Origin of the sequence: Rhodococcus spelaei (assembly GCF_006704125.1) — a bacterium.
Classification (GTDB): domain Bacteria; phylum Actinomycetota; class Actinomycetes; order Mycobacteriales; family Mycobacteriaceae; genus Rhodococcus_G; species Rhodococcus_G spelaei.
In genome coordinates this window covers 250,771-276,848 of record NZ_VIGH01000004.1, presented here as the reverse complement: position 1 = coordinate 276,848, position 26,078 = coordinate 250,771, and the positions used below count along the sequence as shown (strand labels likewise).

General features: G+C 67.2%; 24 protein-coding genes and 5 pseudogenes. 12 read left to right on the top strand and 17 right to left on the bottom strand.

Going from position 1 to position 26,078, the window contains the following annotated elements; all coding sequences use genetic code 11:
* Positions 1 to 100: 100 nt before the first annotated feature.
* Complete coding sequence (locus FK531_RS10705; RefSeq protein ID WP_142098986.1) at positions 101 to 313, bottom strand: hypothetical protein; 213 nt, start codon at positions 311 to 313, stop codon at positions 101 to 103.
* A gap of 218 nt (positions 314 to 531) precedes the next feature.
* Here FK531_RS10705 and FK531_RS10700 point away from each other — a divergent pair, with 218 nt between their 5' ends.
* The 3 genes from FK531_RS10700 to FK531_RS10690 all read left to right on the top strand — a co-directional run bounded on the left by FK531_RS10700 (position 532) and on the right by FK531_RS10690 (position 3,142).
* Positions 532 to 1,782, top strand: coding sequence for an IS256 family transposase (locus tag FK531_RS10700; RefSeq protein ID WP_142098983.1), 1,251 nt, complete (start codon positions 532 to 534; stop codon positions 1,780 to 1,782).
* Between the two features lie 98 nt (positions 1,783 to 1,880).
* Positions 1,881 to 2,693, top strand: a complete 813-nt coding sequence (locus FK531_RS10695) for an SMP-30/gluconolactonase/LRE family protein (RefSeq protein WP_246098094.1) — start codon at positions 1,881 to 1,883, stop codon at positions 2,691 to 2,693.
* 134 nt (positions 2,694 to 2,827) lie between these two features.
* The gene (locus FK531_RS10690) at positions 2,828 to 3,142 is read left to right on the top strand and encodes a hypothetical protein (RefSeq protein ID WP_142098979.1); all 315 of its coding nucleotides are present in this window, start codon (positions 2,828 to 2,830) and stop codon (positions 3,140 to 3,142) included.
* A 40-nt stretch (positions 3,143 to 3,182) separates the two neighbouring features.
* Here FK531_RS10690 and FK531_RS10685 read toward each other — a convergent pair whose 3' ends face one another.
* Positions 3,183 to 4,112, bottom strand: coding sequence for a S1C family serine protease (locus FK531_RS10685; protein WP_142098977.1), 930 nt, complete (start codon positions 4,110 to 4,112; stop codon positions 3,183 to 3,185).
* A gap of 202 nt (positions 4,113 to 4,314) precedes the next feature.
* Between FK531_RS10685 and FK531_RS10680 the strand changes: the two genes are divergently transcribed.
* Positions 4,315 to 5,553, top strand: coding sequence for an MFS transporter (locus FK531_RS10680; RefSeq protein ID WP_246098093.1), 1,239 nt, complete (start codon positions 4,315 to 4,317; stop codon positions 5,551 to 5,553).
* A 122-nt stretch (positions 5,554 to 5,675) separates the two neighbouring features.
* Here the strand turns inward: FK531_RS10680 and FK531_RS10675 are convergent, their stop codons facing one another.
* Both FK531_RS10675 and FK531_RS10670 read right to left on the bottom strand, forming a co-directional pair.
* The gene (locus tag FK531_RS10675; protein ID WP_142098974.1) at positions 5,676 to 5,996 is read right to left on the bottom strand and encodes a DF family (seleno)protein; all 321 of its coding nucleotides are present in this window, start codon (positions 5,994 to 5,996) and stop codon (positions 5,676 to 5,678) included.
* Between the two features lie 17 nt (positions 5,997 to 6,013).
* Positions 6,014 to 7,214: pseudogene (locus FK531_RS10670) on the bottom strand (calcium:cation antiporter family protein).
* Positions 7,215 to 7,712: 498 nt separating this feature from the next.
* On the opposite strand from FK531_RS10670, the gene FK531_RS10665 reads away from it, so the two are divergent.
* Positions 7,713 to 8,267, top strand: coding sequence for a Chromate resistance protein ChrB (locus FK531_RS10665; RefSeq protein ID WP_220126942.1), 555 nt, complete (start codon positions 7,713 to 7,715; stop codon positions 8,265 to 8,267).
* A 40-nt stretch (positions 8,268 to 8,307) separates the two neighbouring features.
* Here FK531_RS10665 and FK531_RS10660 read toward each other — a convergent pair whose 3' ends face one another.
* The 5 genes and pseudogenes from FK531_RS10660 to FK531_RS10640 form a co-directional block, all read right to left on the bottom strand.
* On the bottom strand, positions 8,308 to 8,889 hold the full coding sequence (locus FK531_RS10660) for a GTP-binding protein (protein ID WP_142098971.1): 582 nt from the start codon (positions 8,887 to 8,889) through the stop codon (positions 8,308 to 8,310).
* Between the two features lie 6 nt (positions 8,890 to 8,895).
* Entirely contained in the window at positions 8,896 to 9,285 is a 390-nt protein-coding gene (locus FK531_RS10655) for a DUF742 domain-containing protein (RefSeq protein WP_142098968.1), read from the bottom strand.
* Positions 9,286 to 9,291: 6 nt separating this feature from the next.
* On the bottom strand, positions 9,292 to 9,705 hold the full coding sequence (locus FK531_RS10650) for a roadblock/LC7 domain-containing protein (RefSeq protein ID WP_142099563.1): 414 nt from the start codon (positions 9,703 to 9,705) through the stop codon (positions 9,292 to 9,294).
* A 2-nt stretch (positions 9,706 to 9,707) separates the two neighbouring features.
* The gene (locus FK531_RS10645; RefSeq protein ID WP_246098092.1) at positions 9,708 to 12,422 is read right to left on the bottom strand and encodes a sensor histidine kinase; all 2,715 of its coding nucleotides are present in this window, start codon (positions 12,420 to 12,422) and stop codon (positions 9,708 to 9,710) included.
* Positions 12,423 to 12,447: 25 nt separating this feature from the next.
* Positions 12,448 to 12,726 (bottom strand): annotated as a pseudogene (locus FK531_RS10640) (response regulator transcription factor); the annotation flags it as partial.
* A gap of 319 nt (positions 12,727 to 13,045) precedes the next feature.
* Here FK531_RS10640 and mihF point away from each other — a divergent pair.
* Both mihF and FK531_RS10630 read left to right on the top strand, forming a co-directional pair.
* Positions 13,046 to 13,357 (top strand): integration host factor, actinobacterial type, encoded by a 312-nt coding sequence (mihF, locus tag FK531_RS10635; protein ID WP_142098963.1) that lies wholly within the window; start codon positions 13,046 to 13,048, stop codon positions 13,355 to 13,357.
* 329 nt (positions 13,358 to 13,686) lie between these two features.
* Positions 13,687 to 15,297: an ABC transporter substrate-binding protein gene (locus FK531_RS10630; RefSeq protein ID WP_142098960.1), complete on the top strand. Its 1,611-nt coding sequence runs from the start codon at positions 13,687 to 13,689 to the stop codon at positions 15,295 to 15,297.
* Positions 15,298 to 15,537: 240 nt separating this feature from the next.
* On the opposite strand, the gene FK531_RS10625 is transcribed toward FK531_RS10630, so the two are convergent.
* Positions 15,538 to 16,446, bottom strand: a complete 909-nt coding sequence (locus FK531_RS10625) for a hypothetical protein (protein WP_142098957.1) — start codon at positions 16,444 to 16,446, stop codon at positions 15,538 to 15,540.
* A gap of 516 nt (positions 16,447 to 16,962) precedes the next feature.
* On the opposite strand from FK531_RS10625, the gene FK531_RS10620 reads away from it, so the two are divergent.
* Together FK531_RS10620 and FK531_RS10615 are read left to right on the top strand one after the other, a co-directional pair.
* Positions 16,963 to 17,589: a maleylpyruvate isomerase family mycothiol-dependent enzyme gene (locus FK531_RS10620; protein ID WP_142098954.1), complete on the top strand. Its 627-nt coding sequence runs from the start codon at positions 16,963 to 16,965 to the stop codon at positions 17,587 to 17,589.
* 36 nt (positions 17,590 to 17,625) lie between these two features.
* Positions 17,626 to 18,012 (top strand): annotated as a pseudogene (locus FK531_RS10615) (MerR family DNA-binding protein); the annotation flags it as partial.
* Between the two features lie 72 nt (positions 18,013 to 18,084).
* Here FK531_RS10615 and FK531_RS10610 read toward each other — a convergent pair.
* The gene (locus FK531_RS10610) at positions 18,085 to 18,681 is read right to left on the bottom strand and encodes a TetR/AcrR family transcriptional regulator (protein ID WP_142098950.1); all 597 of its coding nucleotides are present in this window, start codon (positions 18,679 to 18,681) and stop codon (positions 18,085 to 18,087) included.
* A 103-nt stretch (positions 18,682 to 18,784) separates the two neighbouring features.
* Here FK531_RS10610 and FK531_RS10605 point away from each other — a divergent pair, with 103 nt between their 5' ends.
* Positions 18,785 to 19,360, top strand: a complete 576-nt coding sequence (locus tag FK531_RS10605) for a pentapeptide repeat-containing protein (RefSeq protein WP_142098947.1) — start codon at positions 18,785 to 18,787, stop codon at positions 19,358 to 19,360.
* Positions 19,361 to 19,532: 172 nt separating this feature from the next.
* On the opposite strand, the gene FK531_RS10600 is transcribed toward FK531_RS10605, so the two are convergent.
* The 4 genes and pseudogenes from FK531_RS10600 to FK531_RS23065 all read right to left on the bottom strand — a co-directional run bounded on the left by FK531_RS10600 (position 19,533) and on the right by FK531_RS23065 (position 23,448).
* Positions 19,533 to 21,140 (bottom strand): AMP-binding protein, encoded by a 1,608-nt coding sequence (locus FK531_RS10600; RefSeq protein ID WP_142098945.1) that lies wholly within the window; start codon positions 21,138 to 21,140, stop codon positions 19,533 to 19,535.
* 286 nt (positions 21,141 to 21,426) lie between these two features.
* Positions 21,427 to 22,235 (bottom strand): annotated as a pseudogene (locus FK531_RS10595) (serine hydrolase domain-containing protein); the annotation flags it as partial.
* Between the two features lie 153 nt (positions 22,236 to 22,388).
* Positions 22,389 to 22,931 (bottom strand): hypothetical protein, encoded by a 543-nt coding sequence (locus FK531_RS10590; protein WP_142098942.1) that lies wholly within the window; start codon positions 22,929 to 22,931, stop codon positions 22,389 to 22,391.
* 208 nt (positions 22,932 to 23,139) lie between these two features.
* Positions 23,140 to 23,448 (bottom strand): hypothetical protein, encoded by a 309-nt coding sequence (locus tag FK531_RS23065; RefSeq protein ID WP_142098939.1) that lies wholly within the window; start codon positions 23,446 to 23,448, stop codon positions 23,140 to 23,142.
* Here FK531_RS23065 and FK531_RS10580 point away from each other — a divergent pair.
* Positions 23,395 to 23,640: pseudogene (locus FK531_RS10580) on the top strand (3-beta hydroxysteroid dehydrogenase); the annotation flags it as partial. The gene FK531_RS23065 and the pseudogene FK531_RS10580 overlap by 54 nt on opposite strands.
* A 533-nt stretch (positions 23,641 to 24,173) precedes the next feature.
* On the opposite strand, the gene FK531_RS10575 reads toward FK531_RS10580, so the two are convergent.
* Positions 24,174 to 24,611 carry a MaoC/PaaZ C-terminal domain-containing protein gene (locus FK531_RS10575; protein ID WP_142098936.1) on the bottom strand — a complete coding sequence of 146 codons (438 nt, stop codon included), beginning with the start codon at positions 24,609 to 24,611 and terminating at the stop codon, positions 24,174 to 24,176.
* Positions 24,608 to 25,057 (bottom strand): FAS1-like dehydratase domain-containing protein, encoded by a 450-nt coding sequence (locus FK531_RS10570; protein WP_142098933.1) that lies wholly within the window; start codon positions 25,055 to 25,057, stop codon positions 24,608 to 24,610. Before FK531_RS10570 ends, FK531_RS10575 begins: the two co-directional genes overlap by 4 nt.
* A 150-nt stretch (positions 25,058 to 25,207) precedes the next feature.
* Between FK531_RS10570 and FK531_RS10565 the strand changes: the two genes are divergently transcribed.
* Positions 25,208 to 26,053 (top strand): mycofactocin-coupled SDR family oxidoreductase, encoded by an 846-nt coding sequence (locus FK531_RS10565; RefSeq protein ID WP_181762902.1) that lies wholly within the window; start codon positions 25,208 to 25,210, stop codon positions 26,051 to 26,053.
* The last annotated feature ends 25 nt before the right edge of the window (positions 26,054 to 26,078 follow it).

The following is a 26,078-nucleotide window of genomic DNA, read 5'->3' as shown; positions in this document are numbered from 1 at the left end:
TTCTCCCCAGACACCGACTCGAACCCCTCAATTCCGCGGATGACGCGTAGATCGAGACCTGGTCGCCGGCGACGTCGTTGACTCCTCGGGATACGGCCTACTAGTTCGGATACCGGGCGTTGAACTCGTACCACGGTCCGTCGATGTGCCTGCTCTCGAACTTCTCATACATGCCGACCCCGCCGGGTGCCCCTGAGGGTGAGTACACCCATCCTCCGATCGCGAATTGGAAAGCCTGGTCGGAGTCGTGGAAGTCGATCGCACCGCTGCCGTTTCCCTTGTGCATCGAGATCGTCAAAGATCCGACACTCACGTCAAATGCCTGGGATTCCGTTGAGGCTGAGAACCTTTCGGCAGCTGCATCAAAGTCGCTGCGCGCGGAATGGAAGGGTAAGTCCCCTGGGGTGGTGGGGATCGGGTGAGGCGTCCCCGGCCCTGGCCTGGGGTGTGTCGCTCCCCGGCAGTGGGTGGGCCATCGCGTAGTGGTGAACGAGTTACCTACCACAGTGACTCACGCACAGGAGCTACGCGATGACCCATGAGCATTCTGCCCTGCTGGCCCGCCTCGACGCCCTCAAGGGCGCCGATGTGGGATCCGTGTTCGCCGAGCTGATCCGCGCCGGCCTGCAGGAGCTGATCGAGGCCGAGGCCACCGAAACCCTCGGTGCCGGCCGCTACGAACGCACAGACAACCGCACCACCCACCGCAACGGACACCGCAGCAAGACGGTGTCGACGACCAGCGGGGACGTCGAACTCAAGATCCCGAAACTGCGGGCGGGCACGTTCTTCCCGTCGCTGCTCGAACGCCGTCGGCGGATCGACAAGGCGTTGCACGCGGTGATCATGGAGGCCTACGTGCACGGCGTCTCCACCCGCAGTGTCGACGACCTCGTCGCCGCCCTGGGCGTCTCCTCTGGGGTGTCGAAGTCCGAGGCCTCGAGGATCTGCGCCGGCCTGGATGCCGAGGTCGCACGATTCCGGGAACGCACACTGACGCACACCACCTTCCCGTACGTCTACCTCGACGCCACTTACTGCAAGGTCCGCGTGGGGGCACACGTGGTGTCCCAGGCGTTGGTGGTGGCCACGGGGGTGTCGATCGACGGCACCCGCGAGGTCCTCGGCACCGCCGTCGGAGACTCGGAGTCGTTCGAGTTCTGGCGCGAGTTCGTCGCCAGCCTCAAGGCTCGCGGCCTGGCGGGGGTGCACCTGGTCGTCTCAGACGCCCACGCAGGACTGAAAGCCGCTGTCACACAACAGTTCAGCGGTGCTGCGTGGCAACGCTGCCGTGTCCATTTCATGCGCAACCTGCAGGGCGCGGTGCACTCGAAGCACGTGCCACCGGTGATGGCGGCGGTCAAGACGATCTTCGCGCACACCGACCCGATCGAGGTCGCCGCCCAGTGGGATCAGGTCGTCGACACCCTCACCTCATCGTTCCCGAAGGTCGCCGCGATGATGGAGTCCGCCAAGCACGACGTGCTCGCGTTCACCGCGTTCCCGCGGGCGCACTGGCAGAAGGTCTGGAGCAACAATCCGATCGAGCGGCTGAACAAGGAGATCAAGCGCCGCGCCGACGTCGTGGAGATCTTCCCCAACCCGGCCGCGTTCCTGCGCCTGGCGACCGCAGTGGTGATCGAACAGCACGACGAATGGCAGGTCACCCGACGCTATGTCTCCGACGTCAGCATGGACGAACTCCGCGCGGTGATCGCTGCGAAAGAACAGGCCGCCACCGGCCCCGTCCAGTCGGCGGCGCCGGCGCTCGAAATCAGCTAGCATTCACCATGACTCGTCGATCACTACGCGATCTCGCACCTGATCCGAAGTCCACCACCCCATGGGGCACTATCGAATCCGAGGTTCTCGCCACAGGCTTGACCTTCCCCGAAGGCGTGCGCTGGCACGACGGAGCACTGTGGTTTTCCGACATGCACGACCATCGACTGATGCGACTGGTCCCCGGGTCGGAGCCCGAGACGATCGCCACGGTGCCCGGCCGTCCATCCGGCATCGGCTTCCTCCCCGACGGCACACCGCTGGTCGTCTCCCAGCAAGATCGGAAGGTGCTGCGCGTCGAAGCAAACGGCACGGTCGAGCATGCGAATCTGTCCGGTCTCGCCGAGTGGCACTGCAACGACATGTTCGTCGATGGACAGGGCCGCGCCTACGTGGGCAACTACGGCGACGACTCGGCGCCGCCGGATGCGCCCCACCCCACCGTGTTGATCCTGATCGAGCCGGACGGCTCCACCCGCGCCGTTGCCTCCGATCTCTGGTTCCCGAACGGGATCACCGTCACCCCCGACGGGAATACCCTGATCGTCGCCGAGACCCGTTCTGTTCCCGGGCGTCTCACGGCCTTCGACGTCGGCGCCGATGGCGACCTGACCGGCCGCCGCGTGCTCGCTGAGTTCGAGGGCGGCTTCCCGGACGGGCTTGCCGTCGATGCCGAGGGAGCGGTCTGGGTCGCCTTCCCGTTCGGCGACGAGCTGGTCCGGATCACACCTGACGGCGTGGTCGACACCCGACTTTCCTTCCCCAGCCCCTACGCGGTTGCACTCGGCGGCCCCAGCGGCCGTGAGCTGTTCGTCGCCACGGCGCCCAATTGGGAGCCGGAGGAAGCTGCGCGGCTGCGAGCCGGCGCCATCCACCGACTCGAGGTCGAAGCGCCAGCGCCGGCACCGTGAAACGTCCTGAGCCGATTCGCATCTCCGGAGGGTCGAGGAACTGGACACGGGGCCGCGAAATCGACACCGGGACAACAGGATTATCGCTGCCGCAGATGTGGTCGAATCCGCTACCGACCGGACGAGCGATATATATGGTTTCCACGACGTCGCGCGGCGTCGACAGAGCACGAACGGAGACGGTCATCTTGAAGCGTTCAATCATCGTTGCGTTGGCCAGCGCCACCATCGCCCTCGGCACTGCGGCTTCGGCATCGGCCGCGCCCGCCAACCTCCGATATCCGACCGATGTCGCCGATTCCGGGAGCAGCGACTTCTTTCACGCAGCCCCTGGCCAGAATTCGGGATCCACCGACCTCGCGAACAGCGTGGCCCTGGCTCCGTTTGATCTGCTGTGCAGGCTGCTCACCGGCGAGCCGCTCTTGGCCTGTGTTCCAGACAATTTGTGACGCACGGACGGTTTGGATCCGTCGAGGTACAGGCGGCCGCTCACCCCCGGGGCGCCAGTTCGCGCGGCACCGCGATCACGTCGACGAGCGCACCCGAACGCCAGACGGTGATTTCCATCGGCCGGTCTATCGCGTTTTCGATCATCAGCGACTGCAGGGCGGTCGCCGTCGCCACGTCCGCGCCACCCGCCGCGACCACGATGTCCCCGGCGCGCAGGCCGGCACGATCCGCGGGACTGCCCACGACGACCTGCGCGATCCTCATGCCCGAACGGCGCCCTGTCCTCGCGGCCAGCACTGCCGGAAACGGCGTTTGCGCTCCCGCGAGACCAAGCCAGGCCCGCCGCACCCGCCCGGTCGACATCAGCGTGGCGATCAACCGGCGCGTTGTGGCATTGATCGGCACCGCCAGGCCGACACCGACCCCTGCCACCGCGGTGTTCACCCCGACCACCCGGCCGGCGCTGTCGGCGAGCACCCCTCCACTGTTGCCGGGGTTCAGAGCGGCATCGGTCTGGATCACCTCGTCGACGACCCGACCCTCGCTGGTGGGCAGCGAGCGGCCCAGGGCCGACACGATGCCCGCGGTCACACTGCCGGCCAGGCCGAGCGGGTTGCCCACCGCGACAACCAGTTGCCCCACCTGCAGTCGCGCCGCGTCACCCTGCTCCAGCGGCGCCGGCACGGCTCCGCGAGCACGAAGCACCGCGAGATCCGACAACACGTCGCAGCCAACGACGTCCGCGCGCACCTCGGTGCCGTCCGCGAACGCCGCCTCGATACTCGACGCGCCCGACACCACATGCGCGCTGGTCAGCAGGAAGCCGTCTGCGGTCAGCACGCTCGCGCTCCCAGCGCCGGCTCCTCCCGGCAGCATCACCCGCAAGCTGGCAACACTGGGGAGCACCCGCTGCGCCACCGCCGTCACCACGGCCGAGTAGGCGTCCAGCGCATCATCATCTGCAGCCATGCCTCGTGGAACATCCGTAGTGGCCGCCGTCATACCCGATTTCGCCCACGGCGGAGCCCGCGCTCCCGACGCCGTCAGATGGCTCACCTCGCAGACCTCTGCGTCGCCTGTGTCGACCCGCATGCAGGCGACAGAGACCTGATGTATCGGGTGTTACATTAGATCCAGTGACCTTTGATACCGCCGAGGATGGAGTGCGGTGATGTCCTCACCTGCCACCGACCGTGCGGCCGCGCCGCCGTGGCGGATGTGGCCGCTGTACGCGGCGGGCTTCACCACCGCGTTCGGCGCCCACGGCATCGCCGCCAACCTGGGTTCCGAGACCGGTGGCCTGCGCGAGTCCCTGCTGTATCTGGGTGTGTTGCTCGCCCTCTACGACGGCGCGGAGCTGGTGCTCAAGCCGGTGTTCGGTTCGATCGCGGACCGGATCGGTGCCCGCCCCGTGCTGATCGGCGGGCTGGTCGCGTTCGCTGCCGCGTCGGCGGTGTTCGTCGTCGTCGACGACCCCGGTTGGCTGTGGCTGGCCCGGCTCGGCCAGGGCGCCGCGGCGTCGGCGTTCTCGCCGTCCGCGAGTGCCCTGGTGGCGCGGATGAGCCCGAAGACGCAGCAGGGCAAGGCCTTCGGCAGCTACGGGTTCTACAAGAGCATCGGCTACACCCTCGGCCCTCTGCTCGGCGGTGTCGTGGTCTGGGTGGGTGGGCTGTCACTGCTGTTCGGCGTCATGGCCGTCCTCGGCGGCGCGGTGGCGGTGTGGGCGGCGTGCGCGGTCCCGACGGTTCCCCCGTTGCCGCGCTCACGGCAGACCCTCTTGGACCTGGGCAGGCGGCTGTCGGAGGGATCGTTCCTGCGGCCCACCGCGGCGCTCGCCGCTGCGACCGCAGCCCTGTCCGTCGGTGTCGGTTTCCTTCCCGTCTCCGGCGCCGCCGCCGGCCTCGGCCCGGTCGTCACCGGGGCGGCGGTCTCGGTGCTCGCGCTGTGCGCGGCGGTGGTCCAACCCCGCGCGGGTCGCGCGTTGGACGCGGGACGCCTGACGACCAGGACCGGTATCACCGCCGGCCTGGTGATCACCGCGACGGGACTGGCCTGCGCGATGCTGCCCGGCCTGGTCGGGGTGCTGGTGGCCGCGGTCGGGATCGGTGTCGGCACCGGGCTCATCACGCCGGTGGCGTTCGCGGCCCTGGCGACCTCGACACCCGAGGAGCGGATGGGGCAGACGATGGGCGCCGCCGAACTCGGCCGCGAGGTCGGCGACGCGGGCGGGCCCCTGCTGGTCGCCGGTGTCGCGGCGGCGGCAACGCTCACCGCGGGCTACGCAGTCATCGCCGTGCTGATCGGGGCGTCCCCGGCGGTGGTGACACGACGCGGTCGCGGGCGCAACGCCGGCTCTCGTGCACCGTCCGAGGCGTCGCCGAAACGGTCTGTGCCGCAACGCGACCAGTGACCGGTCGCCGACGCGTGGGCCCGTGGCCGGCCCAGGACGTCGGCCGGCAGACCCGGTCTCCCGACGGGGCCGGACGGGACCGGAGACTCGTGGCCAGCGGCTGTCGCGGCCCCCACCGTTCGTCAGTTCGGGATGGCGCCCGCCTGCCTCAGCGCCGCGACGAGCTGCGCGACCGTCGGTGATCCGTCCGCTCCGTCAGGTGTTCGGTACAGACGACACGACAGCCCGACAACGGCACCGGGCTCGGCAAAGGGATCGACGCCGTCGATCAGCACCGTCGGCGAACCGGTGAACGCCGTTGCCTCGGCGTCGTCGACGGTCTCGACCTGCCGCAGGCGGACGGCGATGTCAGCCCTTCCCATTGCGGCAAGGGCCTCGTTCAGGCGATCGCGAGCGGTGTGCCAATTCGGGCAACCGTCGAAGTACACCACCTCGACTTCCATAGGTCGATGATGCGCCGCTATCCGACGGTGTCGCCAGTCGGCGGGCGGCTACCAGGCGGAGCGGCGGGACTCGGGATCTCCGCGTGCGGACGGGGGTGGCCGCCGTGCACCGTGGCGTTTCGGGTGAACGGCGCCGTCAGGGTGGGCAGGACATGCCGGCGGTTGACCGCCAACGCACAGACGGCGACGACGGCGTACACGCCGCACAGGACCAGGCGCCCCTCGGTCGAGGTGATCGGGAACTGCACCACAAACAGCGCCAACAGTGCCCACGCGGACCAGCGGTGGAAGCGCAGCACGAGGATCAGTGCAACACCCATCATGGTCTGCGTCGCGGTCAGCAGCATCTCCTCGACCTGGCGTCCGTCGAGGACCAGTGCCGATCCCCCACCGCCGGCCAGGTACGCCAGCGGGAGCGAGCCGACCAGCAGGGTCCACTGGTTGACCTTCGAGGAGATCAGCATCGCGATGGCGGCGGTGCCCTTGCCGCGGGAGGCGAAGATGATCGCGATGATGAACTCTGGGGCCTCGGAGGCGAGCGGGGCGAGCCACTGGACCAGCAGGAACTTGTCGATGCCGAGTTCGGTGCCCGCGTCGATGAGGCTGTTGGCGAACGGTTCAGCGCAGGCGAGGATGACCGCGGCCGCGACGACGAGCATTGCGATGACCAGGGTGCGGCGGGCCCGGTCGGGAAGGTCCCCGATGGCGGCGGCGGTGCCGATCAGGTCGGGCTCCTCGACGTCACCGCGGGTGAGTTTGTAGAGATAGAAGCCGAACCCGGCGAGCAGTGCGACACCGAACACGAGATGGATCTGGCCGGTCGCGGGAATCAGGAACGCGAAGATGCCCGCGACCAGGGAGGAATCCGAGTTCGACGCGGTTGCCGGGCTCGAGAGCGAGGGACGTGACGGGTTTGCCGGTGGCCTTCTTCGCCACCGCGATCGAGATCAACACCGCAATCAGGGTGAGCACGGCGATCGCCAGCCCCCCGGAGACGTCTATCTGCGCCGCCTCGGCCGCCCACGCGAGCAGGAAACTCGCGGCGACCACCGCGGCGCCATAGACGAGCAACGCCAGGACCGGGTTCGGGTGCATCCCCGCGACCCGCACGACCAGCGCGGGCAGGATGCATATCGCGGCAATTCCCAACGAGCGCAACAGAGTCCCCCGGCCGGCGGACATGACGGGTGGATCGACCTTTGCGGAATTCAGTGACATCGGTTTCGGGCCCTCGGGTCAACGGCCGAGGGGCTCATCCGAACGGGAAACCGGGAGCCCTCGGCCAACAGTGGTGTTGTCCGAAGGTCTCGCTCGCCGAACAGCTTTCACGCGCCTGTTCGGTGGATGACCGGGCACCACCCGGCGCCAGCATGTCGACCATCCGCCTCTGTCCACCGGTTTCCGGGCGATCCAGAGTGAACTACTCCCCTTCGAGAGGAGGGCTAGCGGCTCGATGCACATACGCAAACTCAGCCATGTCGCCTGAATTTCGTTTTGGAGTACAGCTTTCATCAAGTTCGTGAGCCCGAAACGCAGCCTGGGGCGGGCCGATCCCACCAGCCCGCGTTCCCGCACGCCCTCTGCATCGGCGGGTGAACTCGGCGCGCTGCGAACGGGTGCCGCCCCGGCGCCGACCGCTCCGCCATGCCGTCGCCGGTGGCCGAATCGTCGACATTCTCCGAGAGGCCTTGTGTATCGGGTGTTACATTTAGTCACGTGACTCCCGATACCGTGTCCTGGCTCGTCCTGGTCGTGAAGCTCCCGTCGGGGCCGACCATTCCCTCGCGGCACCGGGTGGCCGTGTGGCGTGAGCTGCGCCGGATCGGCGCTCTCGCGCTCAGCCAGGGCACATGGGCTGTGCCGGACGTGCCCGGCTTCGCCGCCGGCGTCACCCGGGTAGTCGAGCTCGTGGATCGCGGCGAGGGCGAGATCGTCACCCTGTCGGCGAACGGCCGCGACGACACCGACTCGAGCCGGCTCGAAGCCATGTTCAACGCCGAACGCGCCGAGGAGTGGGGCGAGTTCCTCGCCGACTGCGGCAAGTTCGACACGGAGATCGACAAGGAGATCGCCAAGAACAAGCTGACGATGGCCGAACTCGAGGAGGAGGAGCACAGCCTCGAGCGGCTGCGGCGCTGGCATCGGGACCTCAAGGCCCGCGACCTGTTCGGGGCGGACGGCGCCGTCAGGGCCGACCGGCAGCTCGAACACTGCACCGAACGCCTCGCCGAGTACACCGAGCGGGTCTTCGCGGCGCTGCACCAACTGTGACCGGAGACTGAACCGGACGCGACGACGAACGTTGCGTCGCTCAGGCCACCGAGCTGCTGGCCTGGACGATGAGGTGTTCGACGAGCGTTATCAGAACGGACTTGCACGACTCGCGATCACGCGCGTCGCAAAGCACGACAGGGGTTTTGGTGTCGAGGTCGAGCGCATCGCGTACCTCGTCAGTGGTGTAGACCTGTGAGCTGTCGAAGCAGTTCACCGCGATCGCGAACGAGACACCGCGCCGTTCGAAGAAGTCGATGGCGGCAAACGAGTTCTCCAACCGGCGGGTGTCCGCGAGAACGACGGCGCCGAGGGCCCCGCGCACCAGCTCGTCCCAGAGGAACCAGAATCGGTCCTGCCCAGGCGTGCCGAACAGGTACAGAACCAGGCTTTCATCGAGGGTGATACGACCGAAGTCCAGGGCCACTGTAGTCGTGGTCTTACCCTCCACGCCCGACAAATCGTCGATGCCGGTGGACAATTCGGTGATCGTTTCCTCGGTACGTAGTGGTGTGATCTCACTGACGGAGGACACCAACGTGGTCTTACCGACTCCGAAGCCGCCGGCTACGAGGATCTTGACCGAAGCAGCCAGGTCGGCTGGGGACGCATTGTCAGGCATAGTGGTCTACAGCTTTCGGATTCCATCGAGCACTGCTTGCAGAATGTTCAGGTCGCCGATCCCGGCGATGTCGTTGTAGGAGTCGCTGCTGGCGGGAACCCGGAAGTTCAACATTCCCTCGGCGATGAGGTCGCCGACCAGGATTTTGGTAACCGCCAGAGGCAGATTCAGGTGCGCCGAGACCTCGGCCACCGACTGCGCAGTACCGCACAACTGAACGATCTCCGCGTACTCGGTTTCGACGTGCTGCAGCCGCGGAGCGGGAGACACGGTCACTACGAGCGTGAGCATGTCGAGATCGTGTCCCGCGCCCATCGTGCGGCCCCGCGTGACGGCGTACGGGCGGACCAGGGGACCGGCCGCGTCGTCGAACCACGATTGGCCTATACGTGTCACGGCAACCTACGCTCCGTGCCCGGCCACACCGCTGCGCGGATCGGCGGACAGATAGCTACCGACACGCTGCACAGTCAGGTTCATCTCATACGCGACCATACCCAGATTCGCGGTGTCGACGGCTTGCAAGGCAATACATGCGTTGCTACCGGCCGCCGTCACGAACAGCACCGCTTTCTCGAGCTCGATGACGGCCTGGCGGACGCTGCCGCCTTGAAAGCGCTGTCCCGCACTGCGTGCCAGCCCGTACAGAGTGGCCGACATGGCGCCGAAGTGCTCGGCGTCCTCACGGCTCATCGACGTGGATCGGCCCAGCAGCATCCCGTCGGTGGAAAGCACGACTGCGTAGCGCACCCCGGCAAGGCGGTTGACCAGATCGTCGAGAAGCCAGTTCAGATCACCCGAGTTAGACGTCGTCACCTTCACCTTCCTTCACCTTCCATTTCGTCCCTGTTTGCATACCCGAGTGGGGGTTCGGAATGCCTAGCCTGCTGGGTACCGTACGCGATGGCGGACATCAGATCTCGAGCCTGCTCCGCCGATCGTGGAGGCTCCTGCGCTTCCACCTCGAGTTGACGATCGTGCGCCAATTCCGGTGCCAGACTGGCCTGCCGACGACGACGAGGCAGGTCTGGGCGAACGTCACCGCCGTTGTCGGGCAACGGTTGCGGAGCGAGGGGCTCCGGTTCCACAGTGAGGGTCGGCAGCTCGTGCCACGGGGTTGCCACGGACTGTTCCGTGTACTCGGTGTGCGGCGCGCTGTCGATGCGGTCGAGGTTCGCCCACGCCCGCTGCGGGGCCACCGACTGCACCGGCTGTTCGGTCAGAGGCGCTGGAACTGGGGGCGCCAGTGTTGCGACACCCACTGCAGCCGAGGCAGATTCGACAGAAGTGAACTCCGGCATCGCGCCGGCCATCTGCCGCTCGGGTCGATGCCCGGCGAACCGATCTGGCTGATGGCCGGCCGTAGGTGTCGCATCGGCGGCGACCACAGAGTTCGGCACCAGCACGATGGCGCGAATGCCGCCGTACTCGGATTCGGTCAGCTGCACACTGATTCCGTGCCGTTCGCCCAGCTGTGAAACGATGAACAGGCCCAGGCGTGAAGTCGTCGAGAGCGTTTCGACTCCGAAATCCGGTGGATTGCGCAGCATCTCGTTCACGCGGTCGAGTTCCTCGACGGGCATTCCCATGCCCTGATCGGTGATCTCGATCGCAACCCCCTTGCCGACCACGTTGCCGCTCACTTCGACGCGCGACTGCGGCGGGGAGAACGCCGTCGCGTTGTCGACCAGTTCGGCGAGCAGGTGAATGAGGTCGGCGACCACGTTGCCGACGATGAACACCTGAGGCATGCGGCGGGTGTGCACCCGCGTGTAGTCGAGGCTCTCGCCGATCGCGCTACGCACCAGATCGACCAGTGGCACCGGACTCCGCCACTGGCGGCCGGGCTCGCCGCCACCGAGGATGATGAGGTTCTCGGCGTTGCGGCGTTCGCGGGTCGCCAGGTGGTCGAGTCGGAAGAAAGTCTCCAGCAGGGCGGGATCCTCTTGGCTTTGTTCAGCCTCGTCCAGGACCTCGAGTTGCCGGTGCACCACCATCTGGCTTCGGTGGGCGATGTTGAGGAACACCGCGCGCACGCCGTCGCGGGTCCGGGCCTCGGTGACCGCGGCGGAAACGGCCGCTGTGTGTGCGCGGTTGAAGGCCTGTGCCACCGAGCCGATCTCGTCGTCACCGAAGTCCAGGTGCGCGGCCTTGGGATCGATCTGCTCGCCCGCGCCCAGCTTGCGCATGGTTTCGGGCAGTTCGACCTCTGCCAGGTCCAGTGTTTCCTTGCGGAGGCGCTTGAGCCGCCCGATCAGGCGGTTGGCCAGCCACAGCGACAGCAGGAATGCCACGAGCGCAAGCGCGAGCACAGCGGCACCCGCCCACAGTGAGTTCGCCGCGGTGCGATTGCCGTCGTCGGCAGCGATCTGGTTCGCCCGGTCGTTCAGGCCGTTCCATGCACCGATCACGTCTTCAGACAGCTGTTCCTGCGCGGTGTGCCACTCGGCGAAGGTCATTGGCGGTTCTGGCACGACACCGCTCTTGTCCGCCTTCGGCGGATTGATGAGGTAGTCCTCCATCGCGGCCACCTGCTGCCAACCGGGAGAGGCCAGTACTGCCCGGAACTTCTCGGCCGCTGGATCAGCGGCCAGGTCGGCGGCGAGCTGCGGAAGTGCGATCCGGTAGGACCCGACCAGATTTCGATAGTCGTTTCGCAGCGGACCGCTGTTGAGCTGTCCCTGTAGTTCGGCAGCGGTGAGCGCGGCGGAACGTGACAGTCCCTCCATCGCGTGCAGGATGCGCACGCCATTGATGAGTGCGACGCCGACTTCGGCGTTGGGCGCGTTGGTGGTGACGAGGTTGGTACCGAGCGCAACCGCATCGAGAATCTTGTTGAAGAGCGCGTATGTGTCGTCGATCGACATTCGTCCCGCGTCGATCGCACCACGGATCTGGGGCAGGCTGGCGAGCAGGGTGTCGAATCCACCCGTATCGGCACCCATAGTGCCTTGTGACGCGCTCTGCAACCTCGACGAATAGGGGGCCAACTCTGCGAACGCGGCGTCGAGCCGGTTCCGTGCTGCGCCGAGCGCGGCCGGATCACCCCGTTCACCGGACAACTGCCACAACGACAGCATCCGTTCCTGCTGCACCCCGGCAACCACATCGCGAGCGCGGCTCACCGCATCCCGGTTCGCTTCCGCCCATTGTTCGGACTGTCGGCCCTCACGGATCAGGTAGCCAGCTGTGCCGACACCGATTCCGAGCAACGCCAGGCTGGGAACCAATGCGATGGCCAGGATCCGGGCTCGGATACCGAGGCGCACTTTCAACATCGGGGGAATATAACTGTTCGAATACCTAGCGCATACTTCGGCCTCACTCCCCCGATCTTTCTCGATTCGGCCGGGCCGCTTGGTGTTTAACCCTATCCTCGGGCGGGCCGCCGTGGAGTGCCAGTCGAACGAGTCTTTCCATTCGTAGTGCTTCCAGAGACGACGGCGGTCCGGGCCGATGGCGACGTCCCCGACGGCGTCCCGGTCGGGCGAGACCTGCTGCGCACCAACCAAATGGACTGGATGGGTGACCACCTGCCCGAGTCTCGTCTTCGAGGGCTCACAGCTCGTCGAGTGAGATCATGCCGTCCTGCACCGCGCGCGCGACGAGCGCGGCCTTCGTCGGTGCCGGCCGACCGACCTGGCGGTACTTGGCGCGGATGCGCGCGAGGTGAGTGTTGACGGTGCCCACGGACAGGAACAGGTCCACCGCGACGGCGTTCTTGGAATCGCAACGCAGCCATCCCAGCAGCACCTCGACCTCTCGCGGTGAAAGCGCCGGCTTCCGAAAGACTCGGGACGCCGAACATGCCTCCGGCCCTGGTGGCCGGTGGAGGTGTTGGTCGAGTGCGGCTGTCACGTCGGATCTCCCATCGTCTGCGGCGGAACAGGGGCTCGAACCGTCATGGCGAGTCCTCTGCGTAGGCAACGTCAGTGTTTACCCGGCGATGGTGACCGGCACTTCGCTTCACGGGAATGTGAGGGGCACGCCACGAGGGCCGGCACCTTGTCGGGTCCGTCACGTTCTGCAGTATTTCGCCTGCTCGGCCCGCGCAAACACGCCGAGCGGATGTGCCGGAAACCTGTCGGAGGGTCGTTCTACGCTGGGGCACAGCCGGATCGAGAAACCTCGTGACCCGAAAGAGAAGGGACCGACGATGGCATTGCCCACGATGACCCCAGAACAGCGTGCCGCTGCGTTGGAGAAGGCAGCCGCATCCCGCAAGGCGCGGGCCGAACTACGCGAGAGCCTCAAGTCCGGGAAGGTCCGATTCGAGGACGTCCTGGACAATGCGGAAGCAGACGAGATCATCGGCAAGACGAAGGTCCTCTACCTACTCGAGTCGTTGCCGCGCGTGGGCAAGATCAAGGCCCGCGAAATCGCCGAATCCGTCGGCATCACCGAGACCCGCCGCGTCGCCGGGCTCGGGCCTCGCCAGCGAGCGGAACTGCTCGCGAAGGTCGCCTGACCCTCCACCACTGAGCGGAAGGCACTCGCTGACCGCGCGGCGCGATCGTAATTCGGCATGCAGGTCGTTGCCGTCACGGCGCCGCGCGGTCAGGCGAAGCGCGGGAATCGCGGTGACGAACCCCCGCGCTCACCGGCATCCGGAGGTCCGGCCCCGTGAAGGTGCGGTTCCCGGCCTGGGGCACAGGCACTCCGGGCCGACGCGGACAGTCTCGTTCAACGAGACGCGGATCACATCCATGGGGGCTCTCGTGCTGTTCTCACCGTGATCGGCGAACGACGGGGCGGACGCTCCCCCGTCGCTGCCGCCGCGGAGAGAAGGGTGGACCGATGGGTCGTTCTGTACTGGGTAGGTGTGTTCGGCTGACGGCCGCGGCCGTCGCTGGAACCGTGCTGCTGGTGTCCTGCGCCAATTCCGGTGGCACCACCGACGCCGCGAACGGCGGCGGATCCGCCCAGAGCGGACTGGTCGGCAACCAGGACGCCGGGGACCCGGTCCGCGGCGGCACTCTCACCTTCGGCACGCATTCGGAGGCCGTCACCCTCGACCCGGCGAAGACGGCCGCCCGGGGTGGGTCGGGCGGCGCCGAGATGGCCGCCGTCTACGACGTGCTGATGCGCTACGACACGGGGACCAAGACGTACGCCCCCCAGCTGGCGAAGTCCTTGCAGGCCAGTGACGACCAACTGCTCTGGACACTGAAGCTGCGCGAGGGCGTGACGTTCAGCGACGGCACCCCGCTGGATGCCGAGGCGGTGCGCTGGAGCATCGACCGCTACACCCAGAACCGCGGCAACGGCAGCGAGGTGTGGCAGCTCAACGTCGCCGCCGTCGACACTCCCGACCCGTCGACCGTCACCTTCAAGCTGACGCGGCCGTGGCCCGAGTTCGAGGCGATGCTCGCGCTCGGGCAGGGCATGATCGTGGCGAAGAGCTCGGTGCAGGGCGACGCGTTCACCCCGGTGGGCGCCGGCGCGTTCGTGCAGGAGCGGTACGCACCCCACGAGGAGCTCGTGCTCAAGGCCCGGCCCGACTACTGGAACGGCGCGCCCTACCTCGATCGGCTCCGGGTCGTTGCGCTCAACGGCCCCCAGGCCACCTGGGACGCGCTCGCGAGCGGCGGCGTGCAGGCCGCGTTCCTTCGCGGCGACAGCGGGGTCATCGAGAAGGCCAGGGCCGCGGACTATCCCGGATACGTCAGCTTCCTCAACGCCGGCAGCGCGGAGATCATCAACAACCGCGCCGGCCGCCCGGGTGCGGACGTGCGGGTACGCCAGGCGATCGCGTACGCGGCGAACCCGAAGATCGTCGACGAGCGGGTCGACAGCGGCAAGGGCCTGCCGGGCGCCGAACTGTTCAACGATGCCTCCGACTGGCACACCGACGTCCAGGCGCTCGGGTACGACCCGGCCAAGGCCAAGCAGCTGCTCGAGGAGGCCAAGAAGGACGGCTACGACGGCAAGCTGAAGTACGTGGTGCTGCAGGAACCCCGCGACCGCGCCATCGGCCTGGCCGTGCAGTCCCTGCTGCAGGCAGTCGGCTTCACCGTCGACATCGTCTACGCCAACAGCGCCTCGGACGTCGTCAACCAGGTGTACGTCAAGCACGACTTCGACCTGGCGCACGCCGGAATCGGGCTGTACGAGTCCATCCCGTTCCTGGGCCTCTACACCACGATGCAGAGCCAGTCGAAGTCCAACACCGCGGGCTACGCGGATCCGGTGATGGACAGCCTGCTGGGCGAACTCCAGGCCGCGGGGACGACGGATGCCAAGCGCGCGGTGATCGCCAAGATTCAGCAACAGGCGAACGAGACGGTGCCCTCGGTCGTCACCAGCGCGATCCCCACCTTCGTCGCCTGGCAGCCGAAGGTCCACGGCATCGTCCCGGACGCCACCCAGATCACGCTGTTCGACAAGGCGTGGATGCAACAGCCCTGAGCCGACAGGTGACAGAAGCCGCCGCGGCCCCCGACGTGAGTCGGTGGTGCCGCGGCGGTTCTTCCGTCCTTCCTGCAGCAGGGCTCGGTCCGGTCCGCCACGCGCGTCGGGGCCGATCCCGTGGGCGCGGAGCCGACGGCCCAACTGGACGCCGCCCAAGAATCGATCGCTATCGGATCGACCTCCCGGACACACCGCTGAACGACGGCTGAAGACCCCTCGCCGGGCCCCGGAATCGAATCACCGGAAGTAGGACGCGTAGTCGCCGAATGGCACCTGGCCGGTAGGGCTGGACCTCACTGCGTCGGCAACCGCCGGAGGAATGGGAGCCCAGTGGGCAGGCATCGCGGCCGCCAGGGACGGCTTCAATATGTAGAGCAGTGCGAAGTTCACTGTCCACAGCGGCGGCGCCATCGACATGCCGACCTCCGAATTCACGCCTCCCTTGGTGTTGGTCACCAGTTGAGCCGTGCCCGACATCTGTTGTGCTGCGAAGCCGTAGACCGCTTGCACGGTGTACGCCGACCGGTAGAGCGCGATCAGGGAACGCGATGCCCCGTTGTCCCTCAACCAGGTGCCCACGAATCCACCCGGAGCGATCAACGAGTTCACCTGCCTCGTCGGCGCGTCCGCGTTGGCCGGGCTCTCCAGCAGTCCGCCGGTGTTCACGTAGAGCCCGTAGCTGGCCAGAACCGACGGCGTGGGACGGCCGTCGACGTTGGACAGGAGGGGACGGCCGTTCGTGTTGGTGAGGATCCGGGTGCATGCGTCGATCACCTCGGCAGCATCGCGGTTGCCGCCGACTCCGCCGCCGGTGACGAGGTCGCGATACTGGCTGTCGGACAACACGTCTGCCCTGTCGAGCCCGATCTGTCCGGCAATCTCGTCGGCTGCCTGCTGACCGAGTGGCTGGTTGAGCTGATCCGAACCGGTCATCAGCGTCGGTGCCAGGCGCTCGTAGCCGGGAGCCCCCGCGAAGGGGATCGCGAACCCGGTGTCCGCAGTGTCTGCCGCAGGTTCGCCTTTGGCTGTCTGGCTGGTGGCCAGAGCGAGAAGGCACGCTGCGACCAGTGACAGTACCGAGATGGCCCTGCGGTGGGGGGACGCACCGCGTCGATGCCCCTGGCCCGCCAACCCTGTGCCGCGCATACGTCAACCTCCCAGAACAACATGGGGCGATTCAACACAAGCTGCGTCCAAGTCAAACGCCACGATTGACACCATGTCAAGACCAGTCCGTCGACCGGCTCGTGCAGCACCAGGGGCCCAGCCCGCCCCATCCGGAACGGGCTGGACACTCAGGTAGCGGACTCGCTCGAGCGCTACGACATCGAGACGAAGCCGGCGCCGGCCCAGACCGCGAGGAGCCCGATTCCGCCGATTCCTGCGATGGTGCCGATCTGGCCGAGCTGTTCGTCCGAAGAACCCATGGATGTACTCCTTTGTCGAGGGGTGGGTTGTCGCACCGTGGCGCAGCGAAATGCGTTGCACGACTGGGTGACGCCACATTTGTACATGCCCCGTTCGCCGGCGCGAATTCCGGCACGTCGGAGCTTCGGAGTAGGACATACTGCGGGCATACCCATCGTCACCGGAGATCGGCACGACCCGCATGCGGCAACGAGCGAGCTAAGCGACCCGCGAGCCGCCAACCAGGGAGCGGAAATGTCTGAGGTGAAGGACCTGGCCCACGCCGAGCGAGCCCAGCTTGCAGTCCTCCTGCATTCACTGACGCCACAACAATGGCAGGCCCCGTCGCTGTGTGCGGGCTGGACCGTCCGCGACGTCGTTGCGCACATGCTCAGCTACGAAGAGCTGAGCCCGGTCAGGCTCGCTCGCCGGTTCGCTCGGGCCTGCCTGCGGTTCGACCGCGCCAACGAGATCGGACTGGCAGACCTCGCCGGGCACAGCCCGCAACAGCTGGTAGACCTGCTCGATCGCAGCATGCGACCCCGCGGACTCACCACCGGCTTCGGGGGCCGGATCGCGCTCGTCGACGGAATGGTCCACCAGCAGGACATTCGCCGCCCACTCGGCATCCCGCGTGTCATCCCCGCGCAGCGGCTCGTGCCGGCTTTGGACTTTGCGCTCGTCGCACCCCCCATCGGCGCGCGTCGGCGGATCCGGGGCCTCCGGCTGGTCGCCACCGACCTCGACTGGACAGCGGGAAGCGGACCCGAAGTCCGCGGACCGGGCGAGGCCCTGCTCATGTCCATCGCCGGCCGGCACGGTGTCACGGAAGAGCTCGAAGGGCCCGGCCTCGCGACCCTGCACGGCCGGATCGGTGGCTGACTCTCTCGGGTACCGCGTGTCCGTCGCTGGTACGAGCGTGAGGGTCTGATCCCACGCGTCGACCGCGGAAGTGACGGGCGCCGCCGATACGACCACATGTCACTGCGGACGATCCAACTGATCATCCGGCTGCGTCGTACCGGCATGCCGGTCGCGGAGATCCGACGGTTCCTCGAACTCCACGAGGAGGGCGCGACCAGCCACGGCCGCCGGATTGCGCTGCTGCTCGAGCACTGCGAACGAGTGCTCACCCAACTCGACCAGCTGCACCAGGATCTCGGTGCGATCGACGACAAGATCGAACACTACCGAGGGCTGATCGACCTCGGCCTGGACAGCCGGAATGCGCCGATCGACAACCCGACCGTTCGTCAGCGACAAGGAGATTGCTTCACTGGACCGCAATGGACCTCTACTGAGTGACGCGTATGCACGCGTGAGCACCTCGACTTTGTGCGTGTCCGGTCCGGCGATCCGATTGCGGCGACCGAAGGCTCAGCGTGGGGCCAGGTTTCGTAGCGCGAGCGCGAGCACCCGCGGCAGGTCGGCTGCGCTGTAGCCCGTCCCGGGCCCGCAGCTCCGGTCGGCGACCAGGTGGTTGGACATGGCCAATCCGTGCAGCAGGACCCACAGCAGTGGTCCGACTTCCCGGACGTCGCCGGCGATGAGGGTGTTGCTCTCCTGCGCCTCGACGACGAGTTCATGGAAGTAACCGGTGAATTCATTCGCGGCGTCCCACAGCACCCGGCTCGGGTTGATCGTGTAGTCGCCTCCGAACTCGAGCCTGTAGTGGTTCGGGTGTTCCCAGGCGACGCGGACGTAGGCAAGGCAGGCGCGGTACAACGGGGTGGAATCGGCCGCGGTGTCGGCGACTGCGCGCTGCATCTCCGCCCTCAGGAAGGCCAGGTTCTCGGCGGCCACCGTACTGAGTAGGTCGTCCTTGTCCCGGAAGTGTCGGTAGGGCGCGGTCCGGGACACATCGGCGGCGGTACCGACTGCGCGCAGCGTGACGTGTGCGGGTCCGCCCTGCGCCAGGAGCGCACTGGCCGCGTCGATGAGCGTGCGACGTGTGTCCCGAGTCGTTTCCTGCACCTCCAGAGGATAGAAGGAGGTTGACGCTGTCAACAAGCCGTTGTAGGTTGACGCCGTCAACCTACCGGCGACGGCCACCAAGCTCGTCCGACACGGGAGCTCCATGACATCGACATCGCAGGCGAATCCGCTCGACCTACTCCGCAGAGATGTCGCGGCCTGGAATTCATCACGGGCAGTGCACGACTCGGCGAACATCGACCTCGCCGATTCCGATCTCGCGGGAGTGAACCTGAGCGGCGCCAACCTGGCGGGCGCTGACCTCACCGGCGCCGACCTGTCGGGTGCCAGCCTCGTCGACGCCACCCTCGCCGGTGCGAACCTGACCTCCGCCGAGTTCGTCGGGGCCGACCTGTCGCGGGCCGATCTCACCGGCGTGCTCGCTCATGACGCCAACTTCACCGGCGCGTACCTCACCCGGGCGGGCCTCCGGGGCGCCGACCTGACGATGGCGTACCTGACCTCCACCTACCTCGGGCACGCGGATCTCGCCGGAGCGGACCTGTCCGGCGCGTACATGACCGGCGCCTTTCTCGGCGAGGCCGACCTGACCGGCGCCACCCTGATCGCCACCTACCTGGCCAAGGCCAACCTGACCGGTGCGAACCTCGCCACCGCCGTGCTGGACGGTGCCGATCTCACCGACGCCACCATGCCGGACGGCACCACACCCAACTGACCGGCGCCGATCCTCAACGGCACGAGGCGAGGACCTCGACGCTGCACCGGTGTTCGCCACGTCGCAAGGTTCACTTCGAAAATGCTGCACCTCGAGTTCGAGAACTCGTGGCGGTCCGGTTCGCACTCGCCGGCTGCGCCGAGTACGAACCGGACCGGATGACCTGTGCCGACTACGTCGAGGCGACGGTCGTCGCCCAGCCGTAGTCGGCCTTGCCTGCGGGAGTTCGTTTGACCTCGCCGACGAGGACCATCGAACGCGGGATCTTGTAGCCGGCCAACGCTGTTCGGCAGTGCTCCTGAACCGCCTCGAGCGTCAGTTCGGGCGAGCCGGGATACGTCGCGATCACGGCAGCGACCCGTTGTCCCATGCGCTCGTCCGACACCGGCACGACGAGGGCGTCAGCGATGGCCGGGTGCGCGTGCAGTGCGGCCTCGACCTCCTCGGCGAAGACCTTCTCACCACCGGTGTTGATGCATTGCGAACCTCGGCCGAGGAACACGATAGTGCCGTCCGATTCCACCCGGCCCATGTCACCGAGCACCGACAGACGGGTGCCGTCGGCGCGCGTCGGGAACGTCCGAGCGGTCTTCTCCTCGTCCCCGTAGTAGCCGAGCGGAACGCTACCGATCCGCGCGATGAAGCCGATATCGTCTGAGCCCGGCAGTATCTCGTCGAGTCTCTCGTCGACCAGGATCATGTTGGGAGACGGCGGCATACGTAGATTTCCGGCCTCGTCGACGGTGAACGCACCGTCGTTCCCGGACTCCGAGGCTCCGAAGTTGTCGCGCAGCAACAGGTCCGGCTTCACTGCCACCATGCGGTCGCGCACGCTCGTGGACCAGAGCGCTCCACCCGAGGTGATCGAGAACAGCGAACTGAAGTCGATCTCGCCCTGCCTGCGCTCCATCTCGTCGACCAGCGGCAGCCCCATGCCGTCGCCGACGATCAGGATCACCTGCACCCCGTCCTTCTCGATGGCTTCGACGACCTTCCGCGGGTCGAAGTCCCGCTTGAGCACGACGCGAGCACCCAGGGTGAAGAAAGTGAACAGTGAGTACAGCGCGGCGCCGTGCATGAGGGGCGCCGCAATGAGGTAGGACATGTCGGGGAATTCCTTGGCGGCAGCGGCAACCTCGGCGAGATCGCGCCTCGATTCGTCGCCGTAGGGGTTACCGCCGGAAAGGGGCTTGCGGAAGAAGTCGTCATGCCGCCACATGACGCCCTTCGGGTATCCGGTCGTTCCGCCCGTGTAGAGCAAATACAGGTCGTCCCCCGAGCGGGTAGCGAAGTCCGAGGTGGTCGGCAGATCGTGCGAGTCCGAGAAGGAGACCACGGCCACCGAACGCGACTCGGCGGCGTCGCGGAGTTCGTCTGCTGTCTCCCCCACCACGAACACCGCCCGGATCTTCGGGCAACTGCCGAGAAGCGACGCGAGAACACGCTGGTGTTCGGGAAGTTCGACGATCACTGCCACCGAATCGGAGTTGGTGAAGATGTACTCGAGTTCGGACGGCGTGTACCGGTAGTTGACGTTGATCGGCACCGCACGAATCTTGATCAGCCCGAGGATGCTGGTGACGTGCTCGACGCTGTTCTTCAGGAACAGCGACACGTGGTCGCCGCGCGAGATGCCCGCCTGCGCCAGGAGGTGCGCAGTCCGGTTGGCCTCGGCGTCCAGTCGCGCATAGGTGAAGTCCTGGTCTTCGTACGTCAGCGCGACCCGATCCGGGACTGCCGAAGCGACCGTCTCGACGACGTCCGCGAGGTTGAACTGCATCGTCATTCCTTTCCGTCCGGGGCGCGATGTCGAACCCGATGACTGGAACCTAGAACACGCGACCGGCCGGCCGAAGGAAAACGAACCAATTGGTCCTTTTCGGTCGGGAGAGTCCGTCAGGCCACGAGCTTGTGCTTGAGCGCGGCAAGGGTGTCGCCGCTCAGGCCGAGCATCCTCGCCGCGCGACAGCCCGTACCCGTCCCCGGCGCCCGCAGCCGTGATCATCGCGGCGCGTCGGGAACTCGGGTGATGGTGGAATCGGCGTCCGCGCACTCAGCCCGACGCGTCACCTGGCGGCGACGGTGGTCGCGGCGGGCACCAGAGCCAACCCCGTGTAGATCTCATCGAGAACCGTTGGCAGCAAGGCGTTCGCCGTGGTCTTGCCTTCCGGCGACAGGGTCAGGTTCGTCCAGATCACGAGCGTCACGTCGTTGTCCGGGTCGTAGCCGATGAACGAGTTGAAGCCCGGCATCTCACCGCCGTGGTAGTACATCGTGGCATTCGGTCCGAAACGCTGAAAGCTGATGCCGTAGCCGTACTGCTGCCCATCGGGTGCGTTCGGGTCCTCGGGACGCAGGCTGCGGAGCCACTGCTGCTGGAACTCCGGATTCAGCACCTTGCCCGACACCAGCGCTCGGATCCACCCGGACAGGTCGTCCGCCGTGGAAACGGCGCCGCCGGCGGCGGGAAGCGAGGTCTGCCGCAGCCCGAGCGGGCGGAACAGTCGATCCTGGAACTGCTGTGCCAGTGGGCGCCCGCCGACCTTCTCGGCGATCAGACCCAACAGTGCGTAGTTCGTGTTGTTGTACTCGTAGGACGTGTCGGGCGGGAACTCCGGCGGATGTGCGAACGCGAGGTCCGGGACCTCCTGCCGCGTCCAGGCTCGGGTCGGGTCGGCATCGAGCGCCGCCGCCAGCTCGGGCGCACTGGTGTAGTTGTAGAGCCCGCTGCGCATCGTCAACAGCTCTGCGACGGTGATGTTCTCGCCGTTGGGCACACCCGGCTCGTAGGTGGAAACCGGGTCGCTGAACCGGAGTTGCCGTCCTGCGCGAGCAGCACTGTCAACGCCGACGTCATGGTTTTGGTGTTCGAGGCATCACCGCCCCAACACCGGGGTTCGAGCACCGCGTTGCTGCGCGGTACCCGCCGGCAGACTTCTCTCATGCTAGCCCGGACAGCACCGCGGAGCCGCCGGCCCGCCCGGTTGGCCATGCGCCCCAAGGCACACCGCCAACCGGGCGGTCAGAGTCACCGTCCGGGTACCACCGAGATCGTCCCCTTGCAGACCGCGTTCTGAGGATTGACGAACCGCCATCCCGCGCCGGTCTCGACGGTCACGGTGAACGACACCGTTCCGGTTCCCGTCCAGGTGCGGTTGACCGGGATCCCGGGCTTCTGCTGCCAGGCCGCCTCGTCACTGACGCTGCGGCCGGACTGTCCCGTCGTCGTGTTGTGCCAGTCGACCGACACCCGCGTGCCGTACCAGTTGACTCCGATGCTCGGGATGAGACCGCCGGGGGGCGTAGGCAGTTCGTTGCCGCCGCTGAGCAGGATTGCCGGCTCCAGCCCGGATCCACCCGGACGGAGCGACTCCCCCGACGCGGCGTTGACAGTCCACGTGAACGACGGTGCCCAGAACAGAGGATTCGCGCTCGAGCACGTCATGGTCGTCGACGTCGGCGGCGCGGGGTCGGCACTGGCGACCGCGCCTCCTCCGGTCACCACCGCGGTCCCCAACCCGACTGCGGCGACGGCCGCAGCGCCCACGCGGCGCGCCAAAAGTTTGCTCATAATCGCTCCCCTTGTCCGATTACCGCGAGAACCGAGACGTCCCCGCAACCTTGATATCCACTGAAGCACCACAATTCGTTACAAATCGTGCAATGGAGACGGTGCTCGCGCAACCCCACCCGCCACTCCCCGCCGCTCTGCTCGCGCGATACGGGGTGAGCGCTCACCCCCCGCATCACGCCAGTGCGGGATCGACGTGGCGCGAGAATCAGCCGCCCCCGACCAGCACCCGAATCTGCTCGAGGGTGTCGTGCACGCAGTGCGGGAAATCCCTCGACGACGCTTCACCGATCCACTCCTCGAAGGCGACCTTGAAGACGGTGACGCCGGTTTCGGCGGCGAGGACGGCCGCCGGATCCGGAACACCGCGGTGTCGCAGCGCGTCGGCGGACGCGACGCCGAGCGTGGCGAGCTTGAGTAGCTCACGCTCCTGCAGGCTCGGATTCGCGGTGTCTCGGGCTACGTCGGCGAGGAAGCGATCTCCGCACGCGAGATCGCCGAAGTGATAGGCCGTCACCTGGGTGTTCCGGTCGCGTCGATCCCGGCGGAGGACGCCGCCGACCATTTCGGCTGGCTCGGGCCCATCTTCGCACTCGACGTGCCGGCATCGAGCGCGCTCACCCAGGAGTTGCTGGGCTGGACTCCGATCCAGCCCGGGCTCATCGAGGACCTGGAGGCCGGGCACTACTTCCGCGCACCCTCGGCGTGAGAACCAGGTTCACATCGCCATTGGTCGGGTTTGGACTCGGATGCGACGACGCGACCGTCCCGGGCGCACTACGACATTTCCTCGGTAGCAATCGATTTGGACTTCCGGGATCGAGCGTGCCTACGCCCGCAAGCGGGGCGCCGTGCCCACCGCACGAGCCCGCGCCCAGACCTCCACCCGGGATCCGAAAATCGCATCGCCGTGGAAGGAGCAACCCATGACCGCCGACGTCCCCGGCTCCCCCGACCAACCGACGCCAGCCGACTTCGATGCGCTGTATCGCGGCGACTTCGACACCTTCACACGCAATGCTGCGGCGTCCGGCACAGCGGAGCACACGGTGTTCGAGTTCGATCGAGTGCCGTGGGACATAGGTGAAGCCCAGCCGGTTGTCCGCACCCTGGCGCGCCAACCGACCTCGTCCCTGGCAGCCGTCGCCGACGGACTCGGCTTCGACTCGCGACCGACTCCTCGCCCCGGCCTGGCTGGCCACCGCCGAACATCCCTGACGGCCCGCGGGGACGGATCCGTGGCTATGCAGGGAACCGGACGTGTGCCTGCGTCTTCCCCAGCACGGTCTGCCCTTCGTACGTGACGGTGATGTCCAGCCGCGCAGTGCGCGTCTCGGCATCGAGGCGGGCGACCTTGGCCGTGAAGGTCAGGTCGGCGCCGTCGATCGGGTCGACGACGACGGGGCGGGTGAACCGGGTCTCGTAGGAGGTCACCGTGGTGGGGTCGCCGATCCAGTCGACCACCACCTGCAGCGCCAGGCCCGCGGTGAGCATCCCGTGGGCGAGGACACCGGGCAGCCCGACGCTCGCCGCGACGGCGTCGTTGTAGTGGATCGGGTTCGTGTCCCCGGACGCGCCGGAGTACCGGACCAGATCCTCCCGAGTGACGGTCAGATCCGATTTGGCGACGATCGCACCGAGCTCGAGGTGGGTGAAGGTCGGGGCGGTGCTGCTGGTCATGCGTCCTCTCCTCGGACGAGCAGGCTGGAGGTGACGGTCGCGACCGACTCGCCCGCAGTGGTGCGGATCTCGAAGACCGTCGAGAGGATCGCATTGCCGGCGCGCTCGGTGACGTCGGTGATCGTCAGCGTGGTTGCCAGGTCGTCACCCGCGACGATCGGACGATGGGGTTCGATCTTCTCCGAGCCGTGCACGACGCGGCTGGGAACCAGGCCCGTGTCGGGCGACTCCACCAGCTGCAATATCGCCTGACCCGCCATCACCGTGGTGAACGTCGGCGGGGCGATGACGTCGTCGAACCCGGCCGCACGGGCGGCCTCGACGTCGTGGTGCAGCGGGTTGGTGGACCGCAGGGCGCGGGCGAACTCCCGGATCTTCTCGCGGCCGACCATGTAGCTCGTCGTCGGGAAGACCCGGCCCACGAGGGTCGGGCTCAATGGTGACATCGCCCGAGACTATCGCGTGACTACCGTCGCGGACGCCCCCTCCGCGACGCCTTCGCCGGGCGCTCCAACTCTCGCGGGAAACCACCACCCGGAAACCGCCGGCGATGGATGATGCACATGTTTCAGTTTCGAACGAGCAAGAGGAGAACCATGGGCAAGCTCACCGGCCAGGTCGCGTTCATCACCGGCGCGGCGCGCGGACAGGGACGCGCACACGCCGTGAAGATGGCCTCGGAAGGCGCCGACATCATCGCGGTCGACCGCTGCGCGCCCGTCACGACCGCCGGCTACGACATGGCCACCGAGGCCGACCTCGCCGAGACGGTCGCACTGGTGGAAGCCCAGGGCCGGGGCATCGTTGCGACCGTCGCCGACACCCGCGACCTCGATTCACTGCAGAAGGCTGTCGACGCCGGCGTCGAACGGTTCGGCCGACTCGACGTCGTCGTCGCCAACGCCGGCATCGCCGCGTCACCGAAGATGTCCTGGGACCTCACCCCCGACGAGTTCCGCGAGATGCTGGACATCAACGTCACCGGAGTCTGGCAGACCACCAAGGTCGCGATCCCGCACATGATGGCGGGCAACCGTGGCGGTTCCATCGTGCTGATCAGTTCGATGGCGGGTCTTCGCGGCGTTCCCGGGATCGTGCACTACTCCACGGCCAAGCACGCGGTTCGAGGGATGGCGAAGTCGCTGGCAAACGAACTGGCGTGGGCGAACATTCGCGTGAACTCGGTTCATCCCGGCAACGTGCGGACCACCATGATCGACAACGAGGCGATGGTGCGCGGGTTCCGCCCGGACCTCGAGAACCCGGTACTCGAAGACACGGCCGAGATCATGCAGAAGCTCAACCTGCTGCCCCAGCCCTGGGTCGAGACCGAGGCTGTCGCGGACGCGGTCCTGTACCTGGTCGGCGACACCGGACGTGGAATCACCGGAATCGCCCTGCCGGTGGACCTCGGCACCTCCGAGAAGTTCGCCGCGGGATAGGAAACGCGCAACGGGGACACATCCG